The sequence below is a fragment of the Microbacterium testaceum genome (assembly GCF_003075375.1).
GTDB lineage: Bacteria > Actinomycetota > Actinomycetes > Actinomycetales > Microbacteriaceae > Microbacterium > Microbacterium testaceum_E.
In genome coordinates this window covers 17,294-31,381 of the sequence record NZ_QDFT01000011.1, presented here as the reverse complement: position 1 = coordinate 31,381, position 14,088 = coordinate 17,294, and the positions used below count along the sequence as shown (strand labels likewise).

Below are 14,088 nucleotides of genomic sequence, written 5' to 3'. Positions count from 1 at the left end.
GCCATGCCGAAGCGCGACAGGGACGTCTCGCATCGATGGCGTTGGGCGTGCGCGCTCTCCTTGGTACTCGTCGTGGGTGCGGGAAGCAGTGCCGCGCAGGCGTACTGGCAGCGCAGTCAACCCCTCCCGGCGGTGACGGTGACCTCGGGCGATCTGAATGTGGTCGCGACGTGGGCGGGCACCATGCCCGCTCCGGGACCTCTCTACCCCGGGCAGTACCGCGACTTGGCAAACCTCATCGTGACCGAGACCTCGGCGTCGGGGAGTACGTTGCGCTGGCGCCTGCGGCCGGCGGTCTTGCTGCCCATCTCAGCGCCTGGTTCGACATACGTCCAGACGACGGTGTACGTGCAATCGTGCGGGACGGGGGTCGTGATCGCGCCGGGTACCTCCTACGCCCCACCCGGTGGCCTGCTGCCCGGGGAATCGGTCGAGCTCTGCGTTCGGATCTCACTCAGGGCGGACGCCCCCGGCGATTTCACGAAAGTCGTACTCGATCCGACCGTCGAGGTGCGCGCTGTGCAGGCTCTGTCATGACTCGCGGGCCCCACCGACGACACGTGGCCTTCGTCGCCGCGCTCGCCGCCGTGACGATGTGGATAGCTCCGTCTTCGACTTCCGCTTCCGCAGCGTGGGACGCCTCCGCGAAGGCACCCGCCGTGTCGCTGACGACAGGGCTTCTGATCCCTCCCGAAACGCGATGCGAGTCCGTCTCGGCATCCCCACGGGCGGCTCGCATCGCCTGGCTGCCGGTCGAGGGCGCGACCGGTTATCGCATCGTGCTCGGGAACACGCAGAACGGGAACGCCGTCGAGCTGGCCGACGATCACGCGGGCCTGAGTTACGACATCACCGGGACACTGTTGCTGACCCTCGTGACGTCCGTGCTCGGATCGTTGCTGTTGGGGGGTTCCGTGTACGTGGAGGTTCAGGCGAAGAACAATGGGTGGATCTCGCCCGCGAGCAATCGTCAGAACGTCGTCCTGGCCGGTTCCCTCCTTCAGGCTCTCGGTGGGGGGCTCAAATGCCAGGGGCCATGACTCTTCGTCGAGACCGCCGAGACCAGTCCCCCCGTGAGCTGCGACAACCGGCCTGGCCGGGGGTCCGCGCCATCCTCGGTACCGTCCTTCTCGCCGTCGTCGCGCTCTTCGCGCTGATCACCGTCGTCATCCCCCTGCTCCTCGGCGCGCAGACCTACACCGTGCTGACGGGCAGCATGCAGCCCGGGATGCCCCCCGGAACCCTCATCGCCGTGCGCCCGACGCCGATCGAGGAGGTGCGTGTCGGCGACGTCGTGACGTACCAGATCCGCTCCGGCGATCCCGCGGTCGTCACGCACCGTGTCGTGGGGACGACCAGCAGCACGGGCGGCGACCGGCTGCTGATCACGCGCGGGGATGCCAACAACACCGACGATCCCCCCGTGCAGACCGAGCAGCTGCGGGGAACGGTGGTGCTCGCCGTCCCCTACCTGGGCTACCCCGGTGTCGTCTTCGGCGGGCAGGAGCGCGGCGCGGTGATCGCCGTGATCGGCGTCGCGGTCGTCGGGTACGGCGTCGCCCTGCTCGTCACCGATCTGCTGAGATCGCGCCGCCGCCGCGCGGCTCCGACCGCGGTGGTCGCCCTCGTCGTCGCGCTGTCGAGCGCTCCGCTGCTGTCTCCCGCACCCGCCGCCGCCGCCGACTCCCCCTCGCGGCTGCTGGTCAGCGACGACGGCGTCCGTTTCGTCGCCGACGGCTCTATCTGGGCCTTCGACGCGTCCGATCGCATCGTCCCCGGCGAGACGCAGCACTCGACGTTGTGGATCCGCAACGCCAGCGCCGACCCCGCGCGGGCCGGAATGCGTCTCGACACGGCACCCGCGTCGACGGACGACGCCGACCGGGCACTCGCCGACGCGATGCGCCTGGTGGTGGCGACGGCATCCCTCCCCCCGGGAACGCAGTGGGTCAGTGAGGTCATCCCCGCCGGTGAGACGCTGCGGGTCGAGATCGGATTGCGAATGGATGCCGCCGCCGACAACACCTCGCGCGAGGGAGACGCCCTCGTCACCCCGGTGGTGCTGCTCATCGATGCGACCGCCGACGGCTCGTCGGGTGCGGCGATCCCCCCGGGCCTCCTGCCGTGGACCGGGATCCGGGACACGCCCTTCGGCCTCTTCGTGGCGGCCGGCGGCGCGGTCGTCGCCGTCGGGATCCTGGTGCGGATCAGGCGCGTCCGGGATAGGTGAGGATTGCCTATTCACCAGGTATTTAGCCGAGCCTCAACTTGCTTGCGGAATGCGAGGGCGTGAGTACGGTTGCAGTCAACAGACTTCGTTCGTTGCGAGAAGGAGCATCACATGAGCACCGTCCAGACCCCCGCCGCCACCACCGTCGACCCGACGATGGCCGCCGGCACCGCCCAGTTCCTCTCCCCCGTCGTCATCGGCCTCGAGGCCCTCGTCGTCAACGGCAAGCAGGCGCACTGGCACGTGCGCGGCTCGAACTTCATCGGCGTGCACGAGCTGCTCGACTCGGTCGTCGCTCACGCGCAGGAGTGGTCCGACCTGGCCGCCGAGCGCATCGTCGCCCTGGGTCTGCCCGTCGACTCGCGCCTGTCGACCGTCGCCGCCAAGGCCAAGGCCACCGAGGTGCCCGCGGGCTTTGCGCAGTCCGACGTCATCATCCGCGCGGTGATCGCCGACATCGACGCCGTCCTCGTCGACATCGAGGCCGCCATCGAGGGCCTCGACGAGATCGACATGTCGAGCCAGGACGTCGCGATCGAGATCAAGCGCGGTCTCGACAAGGACCGCTGGTTCCTCTTCGCGCACCTCGCGGCGTAAGCACGGGTTCGACCCGAGGGGGGTGGCGCTTCGGCGCCGCCCCCCTCGTCGTTTCCGCGCCACCGAGGAAATCAGGCGTGGTGCGTGATCCGGCCGGCGACGAGCGTGGTGTGCACCGGCATGGCCCGCAGCGCCCGCTCGTCGGCCGTGAGCGGGTCGGCATCCACGATGACGAGGTCGGCGAGGGCGCCCGGGGCGATCTCGGCAGCGGCCGTCGACCCGCCGGCGGTGGATGCCGCGATCGCCGTGCCGATGTCGACCCGCTGCTGCGGCTGCCAGGACTCGCGCCCGTCGCGCGTGCGGAAGACCGCCGATGCCATCGCGGCCCACGGGTCGAGCGGGGCCACCGGGGCGTCGGAGCCGAAACGCAGGTTCGCCCCGCTGTCGGCCAGCGCCCGCAGGGGGTAGGGCTGAGCCGACTGCTCGGCCCAGATGGCATCCGTCATGTCCCGATCGTCGAGCGCGTGCTCGGGCTGCACGCTCGCCGCGACACCCAGCCGGGCGAAGCGCGGGATGTCGGCGTGCGCGACCAGCTGGGCGTGCTCGATCGTTCCCACCGCGCCCGTCCGCGCGTACGCGTCGAGGGCGTGGCTGTTGGCGACGTCGCCGATGGCGTGGATCGCGCACTCGATCCCGGACGCCGTGGCGCGCGTCATCATGTCGACGAGGTCGTCCGGGGAGACGGTCAGCAACCCGTGATTGGTCGGATCGCCCGGGTAGTGCTGACCGCACGCCGCGGTGCGCGTGCCGAGCGAACCGTCGGTGATTGCCTTGAGCGGGCCCACGCGGATCAGGTCGTTGCGCGCGCCGCGCACGGGCTCTCCCGTGCGCAGGCCCTCGGCGATCGCCCGGTCGAGATGCTGAGGGTAGGTGCCGTACGACACGCGCAGCACGTCGAAACCGCGCGCCGCCCGCCGCTGCCACGGCTCGTCGTTCCACGTCATGTCGAGGTCGACCAGGCCCACGACGCCGCGGGCGGCCGCGGCCCGGGCCATGCGCTCGACGGCGGTGTCGGCGGCATCCGGCTCCACCGCGTTCAGACGGCGCGAGATCTCGAACGCGTCCTCTTCGAGGAGCATCCCGGATGCCGTGGGCGCGAACCGCTCGCGGCGGAAGGCCGCGGAGTTCATCCACACGCTGTGCACGTCGGCGTTGACCAGATACGTCGGCGTCTCGCCGGTCGCGGCATCCAGCAGGTCGAGAGAGGGCGCATCGGGCCACAGACCGTCGCGGAAACCCGCGCCGATCCGCCGACCGTCGGTCACCGGCGCGGCGGACATGACGGCGGCGGCCTCGCGAGCCGTCGCCACCTCGCCGAGCGGAACGCGATCGGCGGCGAGAGCCCACTGCAGCACGTGCACGTGGTGGTCCCACAGCCCCGGCAGCAGCCAGCCCCCCTCGGCGTCGACGACGAGCCCCGTCGGACGCAGGTTGCCGGTGGGGGCGATGTCGGCGATCACGCCGTCGACGATCGCCAGGTCGACGGGTTCGTCGGTGGGCAGCAGCTCGCGCCCCGGTCCGGCGACGCGCACCGCACGGACGAACCCGACCTGTTCATCGATCATGCGCGCACCCGCGCATCGGCGGCGCGCTGCATCTCGGCAGCGAGGGCCGGATTGCCCTCCTCAAGCCCGGCGATGATGGTCTCGACCACCTCGGGGCTCCTGTTCTGACTGAGCTTGCGCTTCGCGGTGACGCGGGTCGGCGTCAGCCGGAAGCCCACCGTTCCCCGCTCGAGGCGCTCGACGAACGCGGCGTCGTTCGGCAGCGCGTACAGGCCCCGGGCGTCCTCTCCCCGACCCTCGAAGCGGTCGACCAGTCGATCCAGGACACGCAGGTTCTCGTCGGCCGAGAGCAGTTCCGGGATGCCGGACAGGTGCGCCGACACGAAGTTCCACGTCGGCACCGCGGGCACGTCGCCGTACCACCGCGGGGTGATGTAGCCGTGCGGCCCCTGGACGACGACCATCAGCTCGCGCTCCCCCAGGCCGAGGATCGCGTCGTCGGGCTTGCCGACGTGACCCACGATCGTCAGGTCGTCGCGGGAGTCGTCGAGCATGACGGCGTAGTGCGAGGCGACGAGGCCGTCGTCGGTGTGGCTGACGAGCGTCACCCACGGGCTCAGGTCGATGAGCCGGCGGATCTCGCCGACGTCGGTCAGGGCGAAGCTGGGGTTCTGGCGCACCGGATCAGCCTAGAACGCCCCCGCGATCGCTTCGACCGGTCCGGCGGCCCGAGATACGCGACGGGGTCGGTGCCTCCGCAGGGATCAGCCCGTCACGCCTGGCAGTTCGGGCACCAGTAGAGCTTGCGCCCCGCCGCCTCTTCCATCACGATCGCCGTCCCGCACACGCGGCACGGCAGGCCCTCGCGGTGGTAGACCCAGTGCCGGTCGGCGCGACGCGCCATCGCGCGGCGGTAGGCGGCCGGGTCGAGGTCGTCCATCGTCATCATCTGACCGGTCTCGACGCCGATGGGCAGCAGCCTCGCCCAGTCGCGCCACATCTCGCGCACGACCTCTTCGGGCACCTCGCGCCCGGGGGTGTGCGGGTTCTGCCGCGCGCGGAAGAGGATCTCGGCGCGGTAGACGTTGCCGATCCCGCTGACGACCGCCTGGTCCATGAGCAGCAGGCCGATCGGGGTGGGCTTCTTCTTCACCGTCGCGGTGAAGCGCTCCTCACCCTCGTCGAGGTCGTCCACCAACGGGTCGGGTCCGAGCTTGTCGATCGTGGCCTGCACCTCGTCGGGCGTCTGCAGCACGCACGCGGTGGGCCCGCGCAGATCGGCGCACGTCGTCTCGGTCAGCAGGCGCAGGCGCACCGCACCCACGGGCGGCGGAGGCCACTCGGACTGCTCCTCGAGGCCGGTGGTCTGCTCCGACATGCGCACGCGGGAACGACGTGGGGCCCCGATCGAGCTGAGCGAGTTCTCGCCCGCGGCATCCATGATCGCCTCGTCGACGACGGTGCCGCGCTGGTTCGTCTGCCCCATCCGGCCGTTCGACGATGCGATGGTGGCGTCGACCGACACGTCGCCCGAAAAGTCCCACGCGCCGTACATGCCGAGATGCACGCGCAGCCACACGTCACCGTCGAAGCGCAGGAACATCTGCTTCGCGACGGCCCGCACCTCGACGGCCTCGCGACCGTCGATCACCTCCGCGCCCTCGACGAACCGCCCCTGGGGACTGGATGCCGCGACGGTGCGGCCCACGATGTTCCGCTCGAACTGGCGGGCGATGCGGTGGACGGAATGCCCTTCGGGCATCAGCCTGCCTCGGGGTCGAACGAGTCGCTGGCGTCGGTCATGGTGTTCTGCTGGTGCCCCGCGCGCGGGTCGGGGAGCAGCACGCCGTCCTGCTCGTACGCGGCCAGCTGGCCGATGCGGCGGGCGTGACGTTCCTCACCCGAGAAGGGCGTCGCGATGAAGCGGTCGATGAAGGACGCGGCCTCGTCGAAGGTGTGCTGGCGCGCACCGATCGAGATGACGTTGGCGTCGTTGTGCTCGCGCGCCAGCTCGGCGGTCGAGATGTTCCACACCAGAGCGGCGCGGACGCCCAGCACCTTGTTGGCCGCGATCTGCTCGCCGTTGCCCGAGCCGCCGAACACGACGCCCAGGGCCTCGACGCCCGCCGCCTGGTCGCGCACGACGGCCTGCGCCGCGCGGATGCAGAACGAGGGGTAGTCGTCGAGCGGGTCGTACTCGATCGGACCGTGGTCGACGACCTCGTGCCCCTGCGAGGCGAGGTGGTGCTGGATTTGGGTCGAGAATTCGAGACCGGCGTGATCGGTGCCGAGGTGGATGCGCATGGGGCCAATCCTATTGAGGGCCGCCGACACGGCGGGCGCGGATGACGACGCCGCCCGCCCCACGAGGGGACGGGCGGCGTCTCGGGTCGTCAGGGGCGCAGACCTGCGGCGACGGGCTTGAAGCCGGCGCGGATGTTCTCGCAGCACCCGGGGCGGCAGACGTCGTACCACGGACCCAGGTCGGTCAGGTGCGGGCGCTCGGCCTTCGGCGTGCCGTTCAGGCGCTCCTCGACCAGGTCGATCAGGCCGGACACGTAGGCGGGGTCGATCCCGGGGGTGGGGGTGCGCACGGCCTTGATGCCGGCCTCTTCGGCGGCCTCCATCGCCTCGGTGTCGAGATCCCAGAGCACCTCCATGTGATCGCTGACGAAGCCGAGCGGCACGATCACCACGGCCTCGGCTCCGCGGCCGGGGAGCTCGGCGATGACGTCGTTGACGTCGGGCTCGAGCCAGGGCTGGGTGGGCGGGCCGGAGCGCGACTGGTAGACGAGCTCCCACTCGACGTCGGCGACGGCCGCGGCCACCTCGGCCATCACGAACGCGGCGACGGCCTTGTGCTGGGCCTCGTACGCCCCGCCCTCGCCGAAGTCCACGTCACGGGGACCGGAGCGCTCGGCGTCGGCGGTGGGGATCGAGTGCGTCGAGAAGAGCACGCGGATCTTCTCGGGGGCGATCCCCTCGGCGACGTACGCCGACACGGCATCCGTCACCCCGCGGACGAACGTGGTGACGAAGCCGGGGTGGTCGAAGAACTGACGGACCTTGTCGATCGTCACCGTCTCGCCCAGACCGGTCGCCTCGAGCACGCGGGCGTAGTCCTCGCGGTACTGCCGGCAGCTCGAGAACGAGCTGTAGGCGCTCGTCGCGATCGCGATGAGGGTGGTGTCGCCGGCCTGCGCGGCCTCGGTGACGGCCTCTTCGAGGTAGGGCTCCCAGTTGCGGTTGCCCCAGTAGACGGGAAGGTTCAGCCCGCGCTTGGCGATCTCGGCCTCGAGGGCGGCCTTCAGCTCGCGATTGTGCTGATTGATGGGGCTGACGCCGCCGAAGTGACGGTAGTGGTGAGCGACCTCTTCGAGGCGCTCATCGGGGATGCCGCGCCCGCGCGTCACATTGCGCAGGAACGGGATGACGTCGTCCTGGCCCTCGGGCCCGCCGAAACCGGCGAGGAGGATGCCGTCGTACGCGACGGGCGTCTCGACCCACTTGGGTCCGGATGCCGCCGCGGGCGAGGCGTAGAGGACGGTCTCAGGGCTGGTGTCCGTATCGGTCGTGCTCACGCAGACATCTTCGCACCTGCCCGCACAGCCTGGACGGGGGGTATCTCGACACTAGGCTTATGTGGTTGTCGTCGTCGCCGACGGCGTCCGTCGTCACCCACGCCGGCGCGTCATCCGCGACGATCCCACCCTCATCCCCGGGAGAACGCCAGTGCCAGGAGAGAACCTGACCCGCATCGAGGCGCAGGAGCGCCGCGCGATCGTCGACACGCACGAGTACCACGTGCAGCTCGACCTGACCCGCGGAGACGAGGTGTTCTCGTCGCGGACGGTCGTCACCTTCGCCGCCACCGAGGGAGCGTCCACCTTCATCGACCTCATCGCGCGCGACGTGCACAGCGTCACGCTGAACGGTCGTGAGCTCGACCCCTCGGTCGTCTTCGCCGACTCGCGGATCGCGCTCGACGGGCTCGACGCCTCGAACGAGCTCGTCGTCGAGGCCGACTGCGAGTACACGAACACGGGTGAGGGACTGCACCGCTTCGTCGACCCCGTCGACGGCGAGGTCTACCTCTACTCGCAGTTCGAGGTGCCCGACTCGCGTCGCGTCTTCACGGTCTTCGAGCAGCCCGACCTCAAGGCCGCCTTCACCTTCTCGGTCACGGCGCCCGCGCGGTGGAAGGTCGTCTCCAACTCCCCCACCCCCGAGCCCGTCGCGCTCGAGGGCGACGCCGCGCGCTGGGACTTCCCCGCGACGCCGCGCATCTCGTCGTACATCACCGCCCTCGTCGCCGGCCCCTACGAGGCCACCTACAGCGAGCTGACCAGCGCCGACGGCCGCGTGATCCCGCTCGGCGTCTTCGCCCGCAAGAGCCTGTGGCAGTACCTCGACGCCGACTACGTCTTCGAGAAGACCCGTCAGGGCTTCGCCTACTTCGAGCAGAAGTTCGGCTTCCCCTACCCCTTCGCCAAGTACGACCAGCTCTTCGTCCCCGAGTTCAACGCGGGCGCGATGGAGAACGCCGGTGCGGTGACCTTCACCGAGACGTACGTGTTCCGCTCCAAGGTGACGGATGCCGTCAAGGAGCGCCGCGTCGTGACGATCCTGCACGAGCTGGCGCACATGTGGTTCGGCGACCTGGTCACCATGAAGTGGTGGAACGACCTGTGGCTGAACGAGTCGTTCGCCGAGTGGGCGTCGACGATCGCCACCGCCGAGGCCACCGAGTGGGAGGCCGCCTGGACGACCTTCAACGCGATGGAGAAGACCTGGGCCTACCGTCAGGACCAGCTGCCCTCGACGCACCCCGTGGTCGCCGAGATCAACGATCTCGAGGACGTGCAGGTCAACTTCGACGGCATCACCTACGCGAAGGGCGGGTCGGTCCTCAAGCAGCTCGCCGCGTGGGTCGGCATCGAGCAGTTCTTCGCCGGGGTCGGCGCGTACTTCCAGAAGCACCAGTGGTCGAACACCGAGGTGGGCGACCTGCTCGCCGAGCTCGAGGCCACGAGCGGCCGTGACCTCGGTGATTGGGCCAAGAAGTGGCTCGAGACCGCGGGCGTCAACACGCTCACTCCGCTGATCGAAGAGGGGGCCGACGGCACCATCTCGCGCTTCGCGATCGTGCAGACCGCGCCCAGCGACTACCCCACGATCCGTCCCCACCGCCTCGGCATCGGCTTCTACTCGCTGAACGACGCCGGCGCGCTCGAGCGCGTCCACCACATCGAGCTCGACGTGGACGGCGACCGCACCGAGGTCGCCGAGCTGCGCGGCATCCGTCGCCCCGACCTCGTGCTGCTCAACGACGACGACCTCGCGTACGCCAAGATCCGCCTCGACGAGCGCTCGCTGGCCACCGCGATCGCCCACCTGAAGGACATCTCCGACCCGCTCGCGCGCTCGCTCGTGTGGGGTGCGGCCTGGGATCAGACGCGGGATGCCGAGGCCTCGGCGACCGATTACCTCGACCTCGTGCTGCGCAACATCGGCTCCGAGACCGAGTCGACGACCGTTCGCACGACGCTGGCGCAGCTGCAGCAGGCGGCGAACTCGTACGTCGCCCCGGCGACCCGCGACGCGGCGCGTGCACGGGTCGCCGACGGCCTGTGGGAGCTGGCTCAGGCGGCCGAGGCCGGCAGCGACAGCCAGCTGCAGTTCGTCACGGCGTTCGCCTCGGCGGCGTCCACGCCGGCGCACGCCGAGACCGTGAAGGCGCTGCGCGACGGCACGCTGTCGCTCGACGGGCTCGAGATCGACACCGACCTGTCGTGGCAGCTGCTCGTCTCGCTCGCCGCGTCGGGCGTCGTCACCTCCGCCGACATCGACCAGGCGCGCGCCGCCGACAACACGGCCAAGGGCGGCGAGTTCGCCGCCATGGCGAAGGCGTCGCTGCCGTCGCACGAGGCCAAGCAGCAGGCGTGGGACTCGCTCATCGCCCGCGCGGACGCGCCCAACACGATCGTGCGCTCGACGGCCGCCGGGTTCACGAACCCGACGACGGTCGGGGTGCTGGCCGACTTCGTCGAGCCGTACTTCGCCATGCTGCTGCCCATCTGGGAGTCGCGCAGCTACCAGATCGCGAACTACCTCATCGTGGGGCTCTACCCTGCGGCTCTGGCGAACACGGCGCTGCGCGACGCGACGCGTTCGTGGCTGTCGCAGCACAAGGACGCCGCGCCGGCGCTCCGCCGCCTGGTCGGCGAGAACCTCGCCGGTGTCGAGCGGGCGCTCGCCGTGCAGGAGCGCGACGCGCAGTAAGAACACCGAATGACGGATGCCCTCGCCCCACCGGGAGGGGGCATCCGTCGTTCCGGACAGGCGCCGGGGTGTTCAGCCGGCGCCGAGGGTTCGCTCGTTAGTCTGAAACGGATGTCTGTCCTCGCCGAAACCCCCGACCCGAGTCCGACGCCGACCATCACGTCTCCCGCCGACCTGACCAACCCCGACAACCTGAGTTGGTTGGGCGGTCAGCTGCTCAGCTTCGGCGGCACCATGCTGAAGGTGCTCGGCGTGATCATCGGCATCGCCGTCGCCGCCTGGATCCTGCGCGTGATCATCCGCCGCGTCGTCGATCGCATCGTCAACGGCGCCAAGAGCAAGGCGCGCGTCGACGACACCCAGGCCCTCGACCGCTCACCGCTGAGCGCGGTGCGTCTCGTGCAGCGCACCCGCACGCTCGGCACGATCCTGCAGAACATCGTCAACGTGGTGCTCGTCATCGTGGCCCTCGTGTGGGTGGCCTCGATCGTCGCCCCCGACGCCCTGGCATCCCTCACTCTGCTCACCGCGGCGGTCGGTGCCGGTCTGGGCTTCGGCGCGCAGAACATCGTCAAGGACGTGCTGAACGGGATCTTCATCGTCGCCGAGGACCAGATCGGTATCGGCGACGTCGTCGACCTGGGCCTGGCGACGGGCATCGTCGAGTTCGTCAGCGTTCGCATCACGCACGTGCGAGACGTGAACGGGACGCTCTGGTACGTCCGCAACGGAGAGATCACCCGCATCGGCAACATGTCGCAGGGGTGGTCGCGCGTCATCATCGACCTCGCCGTCCCGACCGACGCCGATATCGACGACGTCGAGAAGGCCATGCTGTCGGCCGCGAAGACCATGGCCAAAGAGAACAAGTGGCGCTCGCGCATCATCGAGCAGCCCGAGATCTGGGGGTTGGAGTCGATCAGCGGCGACGCCCTGGTCATCCGCCTCGTCATGAAGACCCGATCCAGCGCCAAGGACGACGTCGCCCGCGAACTGCGCGCCCGCCTCAAGCGCGCGATCGACGAGCTCGGCATCGCCCTGCCGCACCTCAACTCGATCGTCCTGACCGGCGCCGAGGGGGCGCAGAGCATCCGCGGCGCCCACCCGCCGCAGACGAAGGAGACCGCACTGCCCTCGGGTGCCGAGCGGCCCGTGTGGCGTCCGCGTCGCCGCCCGAAGGCATCCGCCGCCGCACAAGGGGACGAGACGCCCGAGGACGAGCCCGCGAAGCCGGTCACGAAGAAGACCATGCGCGACGCGGCGCCCACCACCGCTGTCGAGCTGCCCGGTGCCGACACCCCCAAGCCCACGCCCCCCGCGGTGCGCGCCGACGAAGGGGACCACCCGTGAGCGAGCCGATCAGCTTCTATGACCAGGTGGGCGGCATGGACACGTTCCGTCGCCTGGTGGACGCGTTCTACCGCGGCGTCGCCGTGGACGAGGTGCTCAAGCCCATGTACCCCGAAGAAGACCTGGGTCCCGCCGCCGAGCGTCTGACGCTCTTCCTCGCGCAGTACTGGGGCGGGCCGACCACCTACGGCGAGACCCGCGGCCACCCGCGGCTGCGCATGCGGCACATGCCGTTCCACGTCGATCCCGACGCCCGCGACCGGTGGCTCGCGCACATGCGCGCCGCCGTCGACGAGATCGCGCTTCCGCCGGCCCTCGAAGCGCCCCTCTGGGACTATCTCGAGCGCGCGGCCCACGCGATGGTCAACACGTTCCAGCCACGCGGGATCGGCCCCCAGCAGGACGGTCGGCCCGACACCGGTCTTCCGGTCCGCGCGGCGGACTAGCCGCGGGCGGGCGGGCCTCCCGCCCACCCGCGACGGGCGTCAGCGTCCCAGGAAGTCGCCGAAGCCCGGGATGTCGAGGTTCGACAGCTGCTCGCCGAACCCGCTCACCTGGTCGCCGACGCCCGAGACGGCGTCCTGTGCTCCCCCGGCCCACTCGCCCGCGGCGCCGAGGTCGACACCGGATGCCAGGGCCTCCAGGTCGACGCCCTCGGCGAGACCCGCGAAGTCCACGCCCATCTGCCCGGCCTGCGCCAGCAGCGGTGCCGCGACGGCGCTGACGACCGCACCGCCGGCCACCGCGGCCAGCAGCCCGCCCGCACCGACCACGCCGGCCCCGATCAGCCCGGTCCTCCCGGCGCGCGCGAACAGCTGCGACAGGCGTCCCGGTCGCGTGGCCTCGGCGCGCGCCGCGGTGCGCGCGAGGTCGTCGGGTGCGTCCGAGCGCGGACGCTCGTGGGCCGAGAACTCGGCATCCATCCGCTCTTTGACGTGCGCGCGCTGGGCGGGGGTGAGCCGGGCGAAGGCCTCGCGGTGCATCTGCTCGATGCGGTCGGGGTCGGCCGTGCGCAGCAGGTAGTCGTAGCGGGCGATCGCGGCGCGGTCCTCGGCGGACACGGCCGTCCGGCCGGAGGCGGGCGGGGCGTAGCGGCCCGGCGCCGCGGGACGCGAGTGCGCCGGGGGTGCGTCGTTTCGACGGTCCCCGGTCACCGCGTCGGCGGCGGAGCGGACGACGTCGCGCCAGTCGCGACCTCCCTGCGACGGGTTCGCACGCTGCGACGACGAGGCCTTGTCGACGGCCTTCGAGGCGAGGGAGATGAGACGGGACAGGTTGACCATGACGAGACCTCTCGACGGGCGGCGCACGGCCGCGACGTCAAGGTCTCCTCCGCCCCGCGGGACCGGCGCACCCGGAGCCCAACCGTGGTCTCGTACTGACGGATGCGTCGCGTCGGGAGTACTCCCCTTGCTGCCTCCATCGTACGGAGGCCACCTGTGCGCGTGCTGTACTAGCTGCCGGTCGCGCGCACGGCGGTCAGCCCGGAGCGCACCGGACCGCGCACCAGTACGTGACCGCGGGCCAGGCTCACCCGGGTCCACGAGCCGCTGCGGCGCACCGGCGCCTCTTCGGACCCGGCGATGAAGCCCAGCGCGAAGGCGGCGAAGGCGGTGCCCAGCGGCAGGCCGCCGAGGGCGTCGTCGGGCTGACCCCACACCTGCGCGCGGACCACCCGCACGACGTCCTCGCCGGCGTCGGCCGGAAGGGCGTCGGCCACGGCCGCCACCCCGTACTGGGCCCGGGATGCCAGGACCGAGGCGTCGATGGCATCCGTCTGCTCCCATCCGCTGCGCGGGGGCGAGATCCCCGCCCACGCCGGAAGCGACGCGGTGTCGGGAAGGACCACCGCCGTGGCGTCGTCCGGAGCGGGGAGGAGGGATGCCGCGTCGACGACCAGATCGCACTCGAGCTCGGGGTCGATCGCCGACACCCGCAGACCCAGCACCGTGGGAGTCGCGTCGAGCAGCCCCTTGGGAGCGAGCGGAGCGGCGGTCGACACCAGCACGCCGCCGTCGGCCCGCAGGCGGACGGTACCGTCACCGAGCCGGATGGCGCGGGAGGCGAAGGTGAGCAGGTCGGCTGCCGCCTGCGGGTCGGGGAACAACAGGCGCGCGGACACCC

The 14,088-nt window shown here is 70.9% G+C and carries 14 protein-coding genes; 7 read left to right on the top strand and 7 right to left on the bottom strand.

Annotated features, from left to right (window positions below; genetic code table 11):
- Window positions 1-3 precede the first annotated feature (3 nt).
- The 4 genes from DC432_RS06355 (at window position 4) to DC432_RS06345 (ending at window position 2,827) form a co-directional block, all read left to right on the top strand.
- Window positions 4-537 carry a hypothetical protein gene (locus DC432_RS06355; RefSeq protein ID WP_116537147.1) on the top strand — a complete coding sequence of 178 codons (534 nt, stop codon included), beginning with the start codon at window positions 4-6 and terminating at the stop codon, window positions 535-537.
- Window positions 538-560: 23 nt separating this feature from the next.
- Window positions 561-1,040: a hypothetical protein gene (locus tag DC432_RS16355; protein WP_165801204.1), complete on the top strand. Its 480-nt coding sequence runs from the start codon at window positions 561-563 to the stop codon at window positions 1,038-1,040.
- Window positions 1,037-2,230: a signal peptidase I gene (locus tag DC432_RS06350; protein WP_165801203.1), complete on the top strand. Its 1,194-nt coding sequence runs from the start codon at window positions 1,037-1,039 to the stop codon at window positions 2,228-2,230. Before DC432_RS16355 ends, DC432_RS06350 begins: the two co-directional genes overlap by 4 nt.
- 111 nt (window positions 2,231-2,341) lie before the next feature.
- Complete coding sequence (locus tag DC432_RS06345; RefSeq protein WP_108319650.1) at window positions 2,342-2,827, top strand: Dps family protein; 486 nt, start codon at window positions 2,342-2,344, stop codon at window positions 2,825-2,827.
- A gap of 71 nt (window positions 2,828-2,898) precedes the next feature.
- Here DC432_RS06345 and DC432_RS06340 read toward each other — a convergent pair whose 3' ends face one another.
- The 5 genes from DC432_RS06340 to DC432_RS06320 form a co-directional block, all read right to left on the bottom strand.
- Complete coding sequence (locus tag DC432_RS06340; RefSeq protein ID WP_116537145.1) at window positions 2,899-4,392, bottom strand: amidohydrolase; 1,494 nt, start codon at window positions 4,390-4,392, stop codon at window positions 2,899-2,901.
- Complete coding sequence (locus DC432_RS06335; protein WP_165801202.1) at window positions 4,389-5,012, bottom strand: FMN-binding negative transcriptional regulator; 624 nt, start codon at window positions 5,010-5,012, stop codon at window positions 4,389-4,391. The genes DC432_RS06340 and DC432_RS06335 overlap by 4 nt, the downstream gene beginning before the upstream one ends.
- Window positions 5,013-5,104: 92 nt before the next feature.
- On the bottom strand, window positions 5,105-6,094 hold the full coding sequence (locus DC432_RS06330) for an Fpg/Nei family DNA glycosylase (RefSeq protein ID WP_116537144.1): 990 nt from the start codon (window positions 6,092-6,094) through the stop codon (window positions 5,105-5,107).
- Window positions 6,094-6,636: a ribose-5-phosphate isomerase gene (locus DC432_RS06325; protein WP_116537143.1), complete on the bottom strand. Its 543-nt coding sequence runs from the start codon at window positions 6,634-6,636 to the stop codon at window positions 6,094-6,096. Before DC432_RS06325 ends, DC432_RS06330 begins: the two co-directional genes overlap by 1 nt.
- 89 nt (window positions 6,637-6,725) lie before the next feature.
- Complete coding sequence (locus DC432_RS06320; RefSeq protein ID WP_108319640.1) at window positions 6,726-7,913, bottom strand: ferrochelatase; 1,188 nt, start codon at window positions 7,911-7,913, stop codon at window positions 6,726-6,728.
- Between the two features lie 151 nt (window positions 7,914-8,064).
- Between DC432_RS06320 and pepN the strand changes: the two genes are divergently transcribed.
- From pepN to DC432_RS06305, 3 genes are all read left to right on the top strand, one after another.
- On the top strand, window positions 8,065-10,614 hold the full coding sequence (pepN, locus tag DC432_RS06315; RefSeq protein WP_116537142.1) for an aminopeptidase N: 2,550 nt from the start codon (window positions 8,065-8,067) through the stop codon (window positions 10,612-10,614).
- 111 nt (window positions 10,615-10,725) lie between these two features.
- The gene (locus tag DC432_RS06310) at window positions 10,726-11,964 is read left to right on the top strand and encodes a mechanosensitive ion channel family protein (RefSeq protein ID WP_116537141.1); all 1,239 of its coding nucleotides are present in this window, start codon (window positions 10,726-10,728) and stop codon (window positions 11,962-11,964) included.
- Complete coding sequence (locus DC432_RS06305) at window positions 11,961-12,410, top strand: globin (protein ID WP_116537140.1); 450 nt, start codon at window positions 11,961-11,963, stop codon at window positions 12,408-12,410. The genes DC432_RS06310 and DC432_RS06305 overlap by 4 nt, the downstream gene beginning before the upstream one ends.
- Before the next feature lie 39 nt (window positions 12,411-12,449).
- Here DC432_RS06305 and DC432_RS06300 read toward each other — a convergent pair whose 3' ends face one another.
- Window positions 12,450-13,247 carry a cation-transporting ATPase gene (locus tag DC432_RS06300; protein ID WP_116537139.1) on the bottom strand — a complete coding sequence of 266 codons (798 nt, stop codon included), beginning with the start codon at window positions 13,245-13,247 and terminating at the stop codon, window positions 12,450-12,452.
- 170 nt (window positions 13,248-13,417) lie between these two features.
- Window positions 13,418-14,086 (bottom strand): hypothetical protein, encoded by a 669-nt coding sequence (locus DC432_RS06295; RefSeq protein ID WP_116537138.1) that lies wholly within the window; start codon window positions 14,084-14,086, stop codon window positions 13,418-13,420.
- Window positions 14,087-14,088 lie beyond the last annotated feature (2 nt).

Excerpts from the sequence above, each read along its gene's own strand:
- DC432_RS06325 (WP_116537143.1), bottom strand. The coding sequence starts at position 6,636 with ATGCGCATCCACCTCGGCACCGATCACGCCGGTCTCGAATTCTCGACC.
- DC432_RS06350 (WP_165801203.1), top strand. The coding sequence starts at position 1,037 with ATGACTCTTCGTCGAGACCGCCGAGACCAGTCCCCCCGTGAGCTGCGA.
- DC432_RS06300 (WP_116537139.1), bottom strand. The coding sequence starts at position 13,247 with ATGGTCAACCTGTCCCGTCTCATCTCCCTCGCCTCGAAGGCCGTCGAC.
- DC432_RS06355 (WP_116537147.1), top strand. The coding sequence starts at position 4 with ATGCCGAAGCGCGACAGGGACGTCTCGCATCGATGGCGTTGGGCGTGC.
- DC432_RS06330 (WP_116537144.1), bottom strand. The coding sequence starts at position 6,094 with ATGCCCGAAGGGCATTCCGTCCACCGCATCGCCCGCCAGTTCGAGCGG.
- DC432_RS06345 (WP_108319650.1), top strand. The coding sequence starts at position 2,342 with ATGAGCACCGTCCAGACCCCCGCCGCCACCACCGTCGACCCGACGATG.
- DC432_RS06340 (WP_116537145.1), bottom strand. The coding sequence starts at position 4,392 with ATGATCGATGAACAGGTCGGGTTCGTCCGTGCGGTGCGCGTCGCCGGA.
- DC432_RS06310 (WP_116537141.1), top strand. The coding sequence starts at position 10,726 with ATGTCTGTCCTCGCCGAAACCCCCGACCCGAGTCCGACGCCGACCATC.